Origin of the sequence: Shewanella jiangmenensis (genome assembly GCF_018596335.1) — a bacterium.
Lineage (GTDB): Bacteria > Pseudomonadota > Gammaproteobacteria > Enterobacterales > Shewanellaceae > Shewanella > Shewanella jiangmenensis.
Genome location: NZ_JAHEPS010000001.1, coordinates 688,461 through 700,511 on the forward strand (window position 1 = coordinate 688,461; position 12,051 = coordinate 700,511).

General features: G+C 49.6%; 11 protein-coding genes. 4 read left to right on the forward strand and 7 right to left on the reverse strand.

Annotation, left to right across the window (positions count from 1 at the left end; all coding sequences use genetic code 11):
- The first annotated feature begins 518 nt into the window (after positions 1–518).
- Positions 519–1,211, forward strand: coding sequence for a SapC family protein (locus KJI95_RS03070; protein WP_214505685.1), 693 nt, complete (start codon positions 519–521; stop codon positions 1,209–1,211).
- Positions 1,212–1,251: 40 nt separating this feature from the next.
- Here the strand turns inward: KJI95_RS03070 and KJI95_RS03075 are convergent, their stop codons facing one another.
- The 3 genes from KJI95_RS03075 to KJI95_RS03085 all read right to left on the reverse strand — a co-directional run bounded on the left by KJI95_RS03075 (position 1,252) and on the right by KJI95_RS03085 (position 6,140).
- Complete coding sequence (locus KJI95_RS03075) at positions 1,252–1,896, reverse strand: putative 2OG-Fe(II) oxygenase (protein WP_214505686.1); 645 nt, start codon at positions 1,894–1,896, stop codon at positions 1,252–1,254.
- A 10-nt stretch (positions 1,897–1,906) separates the two neighbouring features.
- On the reverse strand, positions 1,907–3,430 hold the full coding sequence (locus KJI95_RS03080) for a tryptophan halogenase family protein (RefSeq protein ID WP_214505687.1): 1,524 nt from the start codon (positions 3,428–3,430) through the stop codon (positions 1,907–1,909).
- A gap of 61 nt (positions 3,431–3,491) precedes the next feature.
- On the reverse strand, positions 3,492–6,140 hold the full coding sequence (locus KJI95_RS03085) for a TonB-dependent receptor (protein ID WP_214505688.1): 2,649 nt from the start codon (positions 6,138–6,140) through the stop codon (positions 3,492–3,494).
- 413 nt (positions 6,141–6,553) lie between these two features.
- Between KJI95_RS03085 and KJI95_RS03090 the strand changes: the two genes are divergently transcribed.
- On the forward strand, positions 6,554–7,579 hold the full coding sequence (locus tag KJI95_RS03090; RefSeq protein ID WP_214505689.1) for a LacI family DNA-binding transcriptional regulator: 1,026 nt from the start codon (positions 6,554–6,556) through the stop codon (positions 7,577–7,579).
- A 127-nt stretch (positions 7,580–7,706) separates the two neighbouring features.
- Here KJI95_RS03090 and KJI95_RS03095 read toward each other — a convergent pair whose 3' ends face one another.
- Positions 7,707–8,996, reverse strand: a complete 1,290-nt coding sequence (locus KJI95_RS03095; protein WP_214505690.1) for an NAD(P)/FAD-dependent oxidoreductase — start codon at positions 8,994–8,996, stop codon at positions 7,707–7,709.
- Positions 8,997–9,696: 700 nt separating this feature from the next.
- The gene (gene glnB / locus KJI95_RS03100; protein WP_214505691.1) at positions 9,697–10,035 is read right to left on the reverse strand and encodes a nitrogen regulatory protein P-II; all 339 of its coding nucleotides are present in this window, start codon (positions 10,033–10,035) and stop codon (positions 9,697–9,699) included.
- Between the two features lie 138 nt (positions 10,036–10,173).
- Here glnB and KJI95_RS03105 point away from each other — a divergent pair, with 138 nt between their 5' ends.
- Both KJI95_RS03105 and KJI95_RS03110 read left to right on the forward strand, forming a co-directional pair.
- Positions 10,174–10,680, forward strand: coding sequence for a GspH/FimT family pseudopilin (locus KJI95_RS03105; protein WP_214505692.1), 507 nt, complete (start codon positions 10,174–10,176; stop codon positions 10,678–10,680).
- A 182-nt stretch (positions 10,681–10,862) separates the two neighbouring features.
- Positions 10,863–11,342: a GspH/FimT family pseudopilin gene (locus tag KJI95_RS03110; protein WP_214505693.1), complete on the forward strand. Its 480-nt coding sequence runs from the start codon at positions 10,863–10,865 to the stop codon at positions 11,340–11,342.
- Positions 11,343–11,346: 4 nt separating this feature from the next.
- Here the strand turns inward: KJI95_RS03110 and KJI95_RS03115 are convergent, their stop codons facing one another.
- Both KJI95_RS03115 and KJI95_RS03120 read right to left on the reverse strand, forming a co-directional pair.
- Positions 11,347–11,643: a TapY2 family type IVa secretion system protein gene (locus KJI95_RS03115; protein ID WP_214505694.1), complete on the reverse strand. Its 297-nt coding sequence runs from the start codon at positions 11,641–11,643 to the stop codon at positions 11,347–11,349.
- A complete protein-coding gene (locus KJI95_RS03120; protein WP_214505695.1) occupies positions 11,643–12,050 on the reverse strand; it encodes a type IV pilin protein in 408 nt (135 codons plus the stop codon). Before KJI95_RS03120 ends, KJI95_RS03115 begins: the two co-directional genes overlap by 1 nt.
- Between the last annotated feature and the right edge of the window lies 1 nt (position 12,051).

Here is a 12,051-nt window from a genome sequence, read left to right on the forward strand (position 1 = left end):
TCCAAACAAAGGCTTCAACCCACACCATGGAGCCGGGGTTAGTAAGTCATGTCGACCAGCCTGCATCTGCACGCCTTTCTATGCTGTAGATTGAGTCAATAGACATTCCTGAGAATGTACATACACTGATTTGTTTGCCTTCACGCGCTCGGTTTAGTCGCTACCTCGCCTTTGACCTCACCTCGGACCTCGTATCTGAATATGGCTGCGGCTCGCCTCAGGCTGGTCTAAGCCGAAATGCCATTCAGGCTCCGAGCAGCCACAAACGCCCCGCGACGCCGGTTTACGGCTTGCTGTAGAGCCACACTGCTTTTGCAGCCTGCTGGTTTGGCGCATCATTCTTGCCAGGAAATGCTCAATACCAAATTTGCCCTTAACCACATGGTGACATGTTCAAAAACGATTGATAACATCGAAACCTCGCTCTCCGGCACCAGCTGTAGTTTTGCACGCTGGCAGCTCCTGAATTGGGGTTTTGAAGACGGATGCATGACTCTAAATAGACAAGGATAATAAGAATGACTGCGCAGTACGTTCCTCTCAACAACACTGTTCACAAAAATATCAAAGTTAAACAAGCTCTTGAGCTTAAAGAATTCGAAAAACACCACATGCTGCCGTTGGTCGTACAAGAGTTTATGCCAGCCGCAACCAGCTTCCCCATCATCTTCGCCAAAAACACCGAAAGCGGAGAGTTCCAGCCAGTTGCCATCACCTCGCTGAAGCCAGAAAGCAACCAATTTATCAAAGACGGTAAATGGACCCAGCGTTATGTGCCTATGCAGCTGCGTGTAGCGCCTTTTATCGCCGGCCCAGACGAAACCAACGAAAAGCTGATGATTGGTATCAATCAGAACAGCGAACTGCTGAGCGAGCAAGAAGGTGTAGCCCTGTTTGACGAGCAAGGCGAGCAGACAGAGTTTTTGAAAGATCGCGTGAAGTTCATCGGCCAGCTGTTTGACTTCCGTGAACTGACCAAACAATTCGTTAAGACCCTTGCCGCACACGACCTGCTGCAACCAAAAACACTGACCGTAAACGGTAAAGACGGTGCCAAAGCCAACTATGACGGCATCTATATGGTTGATGAGCAAAAGCTGCACCAGCTGAGTGACGAAGCCAAGCTGGAGCTGTTCAACAAGGGCGCCCTGTCAGCCATCTATGCTCACCTGGCCTCACTGAACCAGATTGATCTGGTTGTAGCTAACTGAGCGAGCAATGGTAAAGAAGCCGGGACTTAGCCCGGCTTTTTTATTTTGGCGGGAAGCCCACCTCTATGATGATACAGCGTCTGGGCAAATCACTTTCGTGAATAGTGGTTGCATGAAGCTGTTTTGCATCGTGACAAATCAAACGGCCTCGCCTGGACTGCAATCTGTACTGCTGCGATAACGAAAATGAGGTTAAACTGCCAAGCCGCATTTCATCACCATCCTCATCCAGAAACACCAAGTCGGCGCCGTTCGCCGGCACGTCTACGTAAAAAATTGCAACCATATGGGGTATGACCCAGTCACGTGAGGCATGGCGATGGGCGACCGCCTCACATCCCTTTGACATCTCATTGGCCCAAACCCGATGAAATTTAAACTTCCGGATGTCTCTGGTCTTATCAAAACCCAATGCTTTTGCCGCATCATACAACTGATACAGCAGCCAATGTCCGAGTCGCGTTTCACGAACCTTAAGAAGCTTCAACAGATCCATTTGACCTGCCAGATGCACCGACGACAAGGCTCTGCCGCCCGCTGCATCAGGTACATTCATGGTGTCCAATACTTTAGGGTGCTGCAGAAGCTGCTCCAGGACGTTACTCCAAAGGCACAACTCATCATTGTGTTCTGCTTCGTTAACATCAGCCAGCCAAACACCACTCGTAAAAACCGGTGTGTACATATAGTTACCGTTAGTCCACTCGAGCCATCGCAGCCTTTAAACCATCCAGCCAGTCTTTATGGCCAAGCAAATGCTTCGGCGCAGCTTCAACCATCCTATTATTCAAATCAAATAGTTTTCGGCTCTGCTCCATCTCAACTGAAGTAATGGCTTTTACCTTTGTTTGAAATTTCATGCCATATAAGACATAGAGGAAATTTTTGTCATCGAATAAATCGAATCGGGTAAAAAAGTCAGACTGCTGAGGCGGACGCAGAGCGAATTTCGCCAACCGTTCTTTCAGTTCATCGGACCAGGTCGAATTATCCCTGTTTTCATCCCAAAAGCCGGTATCCTGCCTGTCAGATAAGCAGTAATGCAACTTGATAAAGTCGATGACCCGCTCCCATGCATAGGTCAGGACTTTATTGTAATAAGGCCTGACTGTATCCATGTCTTCCGAATCTCTGGGAAAATTCTTGGCGAGCAGTTCGGCAGAAAAATCCGTGACTAAAATAGAGGTTGCCTCTAATGGCTCCACAAAGCCCTGAGCTAGTCCGAGAGTGGCGCAGTTTTTGGCCCAAAACTCCTGTCTGTAGCCTATCTGCATCGGAATCATACGCGGGTTGATACTGGCCTTATCAACCCCAAGATACTGGGCAAAAAGCGTGTGAGCCTCGTCATCACTCATGTATTTGGAGCAATAAACAAATCCGGTACCACGGCGGGATGTAAGAGGAATGTCCCATATCCAACCGGCTTGATGCGCGGTGGCTGTGGTGTAAGGTGGCAACGCTTCACCTTCTTTCAATGGCACCTGCTGTACCATTACCGAGTCGGTGAGCAGTTGGTTACTCTTATCGACGAAGGGTACATTCAGCACCTTGTCCAGCAAAACCGAATGAAAGCCACTGCAGTCAACGTAAAAGTCAAATGCGAGCTCTAGGCCGTTTTCGGTAACAAGGGCTTTAATCGCGCCGTCGTCATCCAAAACACCGCCGGTCACAGTCTCGTACTGATGTTTAACCTTGAAGCGAGTCTTGGCGTTTTCAGCCAATAAATTGGCAAATTTTTGCGCATTGAAGTGATAGGCGTAGGAAAGCTCACCGGCGTAGTCACCCGAACTTTTCTTTTTCGGCGCCAATCCCAATTCACAAACCCGGCCTTGAATACTGACTTCATCGAAGGGCTGTTTAGCGTCCTGAGTCAACCAATAGGGCGTTACGTCATATCCACTCGGGTAAGGTGCTTCAAACGGGTGGTAATAGTGATTATCGCCATGAAGCTTAGGATCCAACCAATTGACAAACTTAATGCCCTGCTTAAAGGTCGTTTCGCAGTTCACCAGAAACTCGGCTTCGGATATTCCGAAGCGTTTTAACGATTTCATGATGTAGGGAACCGTGCCCTCACCGACCCCAATGGTTGGGATATCCGGAGATTCAATCAGGGTTATCTCGATGTCAGTGTCGCCAGCAAGTTCAGCGCCAAGATGATTGGCGGCCAACCAGCCCGCAGTCCCGCCACCTAATATTGCAATCGTCCTTACTTTCATTTCTACTTTCCGCTCAAAATAAAAAACCCAGCCTAGACTGGGTTTTTATCACACATACTGATTAGAAGTTAAAGCTGGCACCCAGTTTATAGGTGGTCTCACCTTTAAACGACCAAGTTGGGTAACCGTCCTGCAGAGCAGGCTTAACAGCAGTACCTACACCGGCAGCGCCGTACTGAACGTCATCTTCAGCGGTCAGGTTAACCATTTCGAGACGCAGAGCAACGTTTTCGGTGATGTTCCAACCCAGAGTTAGGTCAAGAGTACCGAAGGCGTCGTGCATACGGTTGCCGTAGTACTTGCCGTACTCACGCACCATGTACTCGCTGCGCCAGTTGTATGCGGCACGGGCAGAGAACATGTCGTTTTCCCAGTAACCAACCAGGTTGGTGGTGTGCTTGGAAGCTTCGGTGAACATGCCGATGTTATCCGTGTACACTTCAGCTGGAGCTGTACCATCAGTGAAGGTGTAGTTGGCGTTGATACCAAAGCCGTAATCCAGCGCGTGGTTCAATTGCAGCTCGATACCATCGATAGAGCCGCCACCAGCGTTCATGTAGCTGTCAACAATCCAGCTGTCCGCAGGCACTTCCAAATCTTGGTTGATCACACCAATAGCTTTGGTTTCTGGCGCGGTGGCAACGATGAAGTTGCTGATGTCTTTGATGAAGTAAGTAGCCGCAAACAGGTTGCCGTCGCCATAGTAGTACTCAACGCTGATATCAGCCTGAGATGACTTCATTGGCTCCAGACCTGGGTTACCATAGGTGATCTGCTCATTACCCTTACGATCGTCCGGATAGCCTGAAGAGCTAGACAGGAACAGGTTATCATAGTTTGGACGAGTAATGGCCTGACCGGCAGCAAGACGCAGGATAACGTCATCAGCCAGATCGAAGGCTACGTTCACACTTGGCAGTACATCGCTGTAGCCATCGCTTACGCTATGGATCTCTTCACTCCAGCCGGCATTGATACCCAGCTTATCTGCTGGAGAGTTATCAATTACGTGACCGCTGGAAGTAACGTTGGTTTCGATATAGCGCAGACCGAAGTTACCGCGGAAACCCTCACCTGCAAAGGAGAACATACCGTATGCAGAGAAGTTATCTTCGTCAATCTGACCAAAGGCAGAGCGGTTGTACACGAACTCGTCAACCAGAGACACGGTTGAGTTGATCATGGCATCCAAATTGGCTTTTGGAATAGTCCACTCGTTGTAGCCCAGCTTCATGGTGCCGCTGTAAAGATCAGCACTGTTGAAAGAGTTGGCTTTAGACGCATCATAAACGGCCTTCAGCTCAGCCTTTTCAAAGGTATGCTCGGTATAACGAATACCAGTTTCAAACTTGTTGATCACGCCAAAATCGACGTCAAAATCAAGGTCAAGTTGGACATAAGCTTCTTCGTCAGTGTTCGGACCTTTAACGCCGGTCCACTGAGAAGTGCCTACTGTGGTGTCCAAATCTTCCAGACCGAAGCTCATGTCACGGCCGTTGATGTCAATTTGTTTGCCGGTAGCATCTACTACACCAGCCCACTTAACATCTTTGAACTTATCGCCCCACCAGCCATAACCAAAGTTAGCACTCATCTGAGTACCACCTTCGGCTTTGGTTTTACCGGCTACAGCAGCAATGGCGTAACCGTCGCCCTGATATTCCATGTTCAGATCGAAGGTATCAGAGGTCATTTCACCCTGACGAGCCCAGTTCTGGAAGAACACGTCTGTTGGAGCATTTTCAGGAGTTACGCTGTAAGTACAAACACCGGCATCGTTGAAAGTCTTACAGTTAGAGGCACCAGCACCCCAGTTGGTGTCGGTGTTGATGTACATGTTAGCACCGATGCTGTCTGCACCCAGTGTCATAGACAGTACGTGAGCACGGAATTCCAGCTTGTCGGTAGGACGATATTGGATAGTCGCATCAACGGCGCTGCGCTCCTGGCTTTGCAGGAAGCTTGAAGGCTGAATTGAAGAACGGCCGCCCCAATCCAGATCCGCTTCGGTACCTACACGCAGGTACTCACGGTCGGTGTATGCGCCAGACACCAGAACACCGAAGGTTTCATCTTCGTTTTTCCAGCTGTACAGGCCTGAAGCTTCTGGGGAAACTTCTTCGTTAACTGAGCCGTACTCACCCTTAACAGAACCGAAAATGGAGTTTGCATCCATATCCAGCGGCTTACGGGTTTTAACGATTACAGTACCACCGATACCACCTTCAACCAGGTTGGCTTGAGTGGTTTTGTAAACTTCCATACCGCCAATCAGTTCTGCTGGCAGCATAGAGTAGTTGAAAGAGCGGTCGATGTTCATCTGGTCATACCAACCAGTAGAAGCAACGTTTTGACCGTTCAGAGTAGTCAGGGTCATGCGTGGATCAGAACCACGGATAGATACTGAGCTACCTTGACCGAAAGCACGGCCAACAGTCACACCTGGTACACGGCCCAGAGCCTGACCTACGTCAGAATCTGGCAGCTTACCAATGTCTTCGGCAGTAACTGCATCAACAACAGCATCGGAGAAACGCTTTTCGTTGATGTTGGCTTTGTTTGAAGCGCGGATACCGCGTACTTCGATTTTTTCAATGTTCGCAGTTTCTTGAGCAGCTTCAGCTGCCACTGCACCTACTGATACCGCACCACCGAGGAGGATTGCGATATTGGTAGCGAGGACACTCTTTTTAAAGGTAGATGGTCGCATCTCGTTTCCCTTCCATTTACTTGTTATCGTTTTTTTGCATCCATAACCATTCCCGAGGGAATGACAACGCTGTCATGTCTAGCGCAAACATTACACAATAATTAACAGCGTTACCACAACAAAATAACCCGAGAATGAAAAAATTTGTGTACGCAACAGGCGTGACACTTATCACACTGAAAAACAAATGATTGTGAACGTGATGTTGCCACAAAATGATGAATAGAGGCTTAAGTTAAACCGCCAAAGCAAGGGCTTAGCGGATAAAAACGCGATTGCCAAGGCCTCGAAAAGCCAGCACTATACGTGAAAACTTCTCAACCAATGCGAATGCAATATCCGTTATACAGGCTGTCACTGTCGCCAGCCATTGCAGTTAACCGCATATGAAAATTGAATAATTGAGCTTGCAGATGAAAGTTACCATCAACGATGTAGCCAAGTACGCCGGAGTGTCGATCAAAACGGTGTCGCGGGTAACCAATAATGAACCCTCGGTCAAACAGGCCACCATAGATAAGGTCAACGAGGCCATCAGAGCACTCAATTACCAACCAAACCTGGCAGCACGCAACCTTGCCGGGACCACCTCTTATGTTATCGGCTTTATTTACGACAACCCCAACGCTTACTACATCATCGATATGCAAAACGGCATCTTGTCGGCCTGCCGTGATAAAGGTTATGAGCTGCTGATCCATCCATGCGATGCGACATCGGCCACCATTTGTGATGAGCTGATTGCCATGGTCAAGCACTCTCGCCTCGCTGGCCTGGTGTTGACCCCGCCGCTGTCGGAAGACCCGACACTGCTTGCCGCCCTCGATGACATTGATGCCCACTACGTGCGGATTATTGCCGGAGATGAAAGCAAACAGAGCTGTGGGCTGACTGTGCTGGTAAACGACCGCCACGGCGCAGTCTCCATCACCCGCCACTTAATCGACCTTGGCCATCAGCGCATCGGCTTTATCAGCGGTGACGAGCAGCACGAATCCACCAAAGAACGCTTTGCCGGTTTTTGTGATGCACTCAAACACGCCAACATCAAGCTTAAGCCCGAGTATGTGGTTGACGGCCGCTATTCGTTTGAATCGGGCGTTGAAGGCGCAAAACGGCTGCTGGCTCAAACGCCAAGACCGACCGCAATTGTTGCCTGTAACGACGAAATTGCGGCGGGTGCTTTATTTGCCGCGCGTTTGGCTGGGGTGGATATTCCCGGTGATATTTCGATTGTCGGCTTCGAAGACAGCCCGTTTTCGCGTCAAACCTGGCCGAAACTGACCACGGTTCATCAGCCAAACCAGAAGATTGCCCAGATTGCGACTGAGCTCCTGATTGCCAACCGCAAAGAACTTCGCCAGCAAAATGCCAAGGTATTTACCCCGGAGCCTGTGGTGCGGGATTCAAGCCAGGCGCCAAAACACGCCTGCGATTGACGGCCTGAGCTTTTGTCTGAGCTTTATCAAAAAACACGCGGCCTGATGCCGCGTATTTTCTTGTGTTTTCTTGTGTCGTCCTGATCCGGCTTAAGCAGAGCCGTTTTAGGACAAGGGCCATTAACGCTCAGTGCAATTTGAGCTTAGGTCGTTGCCAGCGCAGCAGTTTTTGCGCGAAGCGGTACACCAGCGCCGAAAACCAGCCAAACAAACTGGCAAGATGACGATGATACAGCGACAGGTACATGAATCTCGCCAGATGGCCTTCAACAAAGAAATCTCCCTGGCGCAAATTTCCCATCAAATTCCCCACCGCCGAGAACCGGCTCAGCGACACCAAAGAGCCATAATCACGGTACTCAAATGCCGCTTCATCGCGGCCCTTTAACCGATTCAATATGTTTTTATAAAGAGTGTCAGCCATTTGCGAAGCTGCCTGTGCCCGTGGCGGAACCGGCTTGCCACTGCCGAGGATTAGCTGGGCGCAGTCGCCGAGCGCATAGATATCGCTGTGGCCTTTTACCCGCATACAGGCATCGACCTCAACCTGATTACGCGCCGTAATGGGTAACTTGGTTAAATCGGCAAATACGTCCGGCCCTTTCACCCCCGCGGCCCAGACCTTGATATCGGCGGGAATGAGTGTGCCGTCCTGGGTTAAAAAGCCTTCTTTGGTGACTTCTTTTACCTGCACGCCAAGGTGCAAGTGCACCCCGATTTTATCGAGCACCGCCTGAGCACGGCCGCTGACGCGGTCCGGAAGCTGGGGCAAAATCTTTGGTGCAGCTTCTACCAGATGAATATCCAAGTGGTGTTTGGCAATGTTCTGATAACCAAATTCCCTCACCGACTCAATCACATGGTGCAGCTCTGCCGCCAACTCAACACCGGTGGCACCTGCGCCAACTATCCCTATGCTGAGGCGCTGCTGGGTTTCATTCAGCAGCATCAAGCCATCGAGCAACTGGGTATGAAACTTCTCGGCGCTTGCCAGGCTATCCAAAAAAATACATTGGGACTCGGCGCCCGGGGTTTTAAAACTGTTGGAAACACCACCAAGCGCAAGTACCAGATAATCGTACTCGACGGTACGCTGGCCCATCAGAAGTTCGTTGCTGTCGTTATAAAGCGGCGACAATTGAATGGTTTTAGCGTCGGGGTCCACCGCTTCCAGAGAGCCGCGTAAATAGCGGTACCCATTTTTAAGGCCGTGATCGCGATACAGCAGGCCTTCTATCGACTGATCTATCACCCCAACTGCCACTTCGTGCAATTTGGGCTTCCAGATATGAATGGGGCTTCGGTCAATCAGCAGCACATCGGCCTTGGCTGACAGCCCCAGTTTACGGCCAAGTTTGGACGCTAACGCGAGCCCGCCGGCGCCGCCCCCCACAATCACGATCTTTTTGGTGCCCACTCAGAATCTCCCCCTGACTGCAATCGCGTGACCATAGCACACAGCATCAAAAACCAACATGCGAACTCGTTCATCCCGCTGGATATTAACAAAATTTCATTTCGAGGTTGTGTATCAGAACCCACAGGAACGAACCCAAAAGCGCAAGGTGATATCAAGTAGCTTAGCCGCTCTAAAAAAGTCACATTTACCACGGCGACGGTGAATTCAAACGCGGATCATCAGCCACCGGCGCCGTCACCGCCTTGAGCAAATTTCTGAATAGGTCTTGGCTAATGGGCTTAGTTCCTGTCGGTGCTGCTTGTGGGTGCTGCTTGGAATCACAAGACAAACCCTCGGGTATTCATTCGGCACGAAGTGGCATTGGGTTCCGGGGTTAAACGGCGTTAAAACCTTAAGCGCCAAAAACAACAAAGGGACGCAAGGTCCCCTTTAGGAAGGTTCGAATAAGTCCCGTGCATGCTCTGCGTGTGCTTACAGTGGATAGATGCAAGGCACAGTTTGCAGCGAATGGCCTTATCCCTTCGCAAGGACTGTAACGCAGCAGATACCGCTGTAAGCCACGCCCTGCGGGGCTTTGAAGCAACACCATTTCGGCGTTATTCAACTTCAGCAGGCGGCTGCATGCCTTCAGTTGAATGCGTTGAACTGTCGTCGCTATCAAAGCCAGAGCTGTGCGACGACTTGCTCGCATCTTCCTTTACACCGCTTCTTCGTTCTCTTCGCCGGTACGGATGCGGATTACCCGCTCCACTTCGGTGACGAAAATCTTGCCGTCACCAATTTTACCGGTGCGCGCGGTATCAACAATCACATCCAGCGCCTGATCCAGCAGCTCATCCTGGATCACCAATTCAATTTTTACCTTGGGCAAAAAGTCGACCATGTACTCGGCACCGCGATACAGCTCGGTATGGCCTTTTTGACGACCAAAGCCTTTCACCTCAGACACTGTCATGCCGGTAATGCCGATTTCGGCCAGCGCTTCGCGCACATCATCCAATTTAAAGGGCTTGATTATGGCTTCAACCTTTTTCATCCACCCGCTCCTGTAGGGAAGTTGTTGTTAATTTCCTAAGCTTAACATGTAAATCAAGCCCCCATGAAGGGCGCATTCGCGAATTCTATTGGCGCAGCTATACTCAATTTCGTCCACACTTTTTCCAGGATGAAAAAGATGAAATCCAGCAAAGGAATGACGCTGGTAGAGCTGATGGTCACCTTGGCCGTTATGGCTATCCTGAGTGCCATCGCTCTGCCCTCTTTTCAAACTATTCAAAGCGCTTCGCGCGCCAACGCCAGGATAAGCGAAATCGCCTCGGCCATTCAGCTTGCCCGCAATTATGCCGTGAGTTACGGCGTACGGGTTTCGGTGTGCCCGTTAACCAACAACTGCTGCAGCAATGACTGGCGCGCCGGGTTTTCGGTATTTACCGACACCGGCAGCACAGCTTGTCTCGATGGCGATGATGAACTTATTACCGAGTTTCCGGCAATTACCGGCACTGACACCCTGAAGTTCAGCCGCTCATCACTGCGTTTTCTGCCTGACGGGCTTGCAAGCGGTTACAACGGCACCTTTCGCTACTGCCCGGAAACGGCAGACAATCCCAACTCCAAAGCGCTTGTAATCAGTAACGCCGGACGCATTCGGCTCAGCAAAGATGCCACCAACTGTAAATAGGCTCCATGGCGAATAGTCAGGCTGGCGGTATGGCGGATAGAAAGGAAAGCTGAAATGAACTGATTTAGTGTCAAAATATCCTTTTGCGACAATATATTGTCTCAGCAATACGTTAAGAAATTGCTGAATTATCCGTATGGCTGGCGTATACTCAAAGAACAGGTTTCTTGGAGGAATGAGTCATGCACGCCCCCTCAAAAGGATTTACGCTGGTTGAGGTAATGGTAACGGTAGTAGTCGCTGGAATTATCGCCGCCATTGCCCTCCCCTCTCTATCATCCTGGTATGATCGTGCACGAGCAGACAGTGAAATCCGCAAAATTCAGGATGTACTTAAATTCGCAAGAAATCAGGCGTTTTCCTATGGTGCTATAGTCGAAGTTTGTCCCAATAACAACAGCGACTGCGGAACTGACTGGTCAAAGGGAATTCTTGTTCGATTCCAGAATAGCAAGGAAATATTAAAAGTCATTGATAGCTTTAATAAAAATGATGCATTGAAGGTGGGTAGTAACAACATTGCCTTCCGCTCCGATGGCTTAGCTGACGCTGCGACCACATTTGTCTACTGTCCTAATAATAAAAGCTCAGGCTCAAAAAGCTTAAGCCTGTCTTCAACAGGCTTAATAAAAACAGCGGACGATGATTTAAGCTGTCAATAAGCCGCTACCTCAGAGTTTGCTTTTCAAGTTGATTAGCTACTTTACTTGAAAATGGCATATAAACAGGCATGCACTCGTTGACTTGCTTTATGTAATTTTGATTACCTTTTAAGTCTGGCAGTCGTTTTCCAACCAGCTTAGACTTGTTATTTTCAATCTTCTCTTTATTCCAGCTATAAAATAGAACTTGTTCACCCTGGCTGGTTCTAACATGGCACTTAATACTTTCACTCTCTGCACTCACTGCTGAACAACACCCCATGGCCATGGGGATCAGCATCATTTTCCAGAACCTGTTCATTACCAGCACTCCTGAGGTGTTTTCACTCCACTGTGAGTCATTATTAGCTCTTTACAGTCTGCATCCCTTGTTGCCTGAGCCCCCTGCGCAGTGGCCGTGACGGTAAAGCTTGTTCCCGTTGTATCACCCGTTGCAGGCACAGCATCAACAGCGTAGTGACCATTTTCAGTAACGAATGGGTCAGCGCCCAACCCCAACGTCGTCATGTCTGTCGCGTAAGTCCTATGGTCTAAATAATACTGCTCTTGCAGGTTCGCCACTCTCATAACCGCCGCTTGACCTTCGGCGCGATTGCCCTTAGCCACATACTTTACATAAGAGGGATAAGCTATCGATGCCAATATCGCAACGATAGCCACCGTGATCATCACTTCGATCAGCGTAAATCCGGTAACACGCTTATTCATC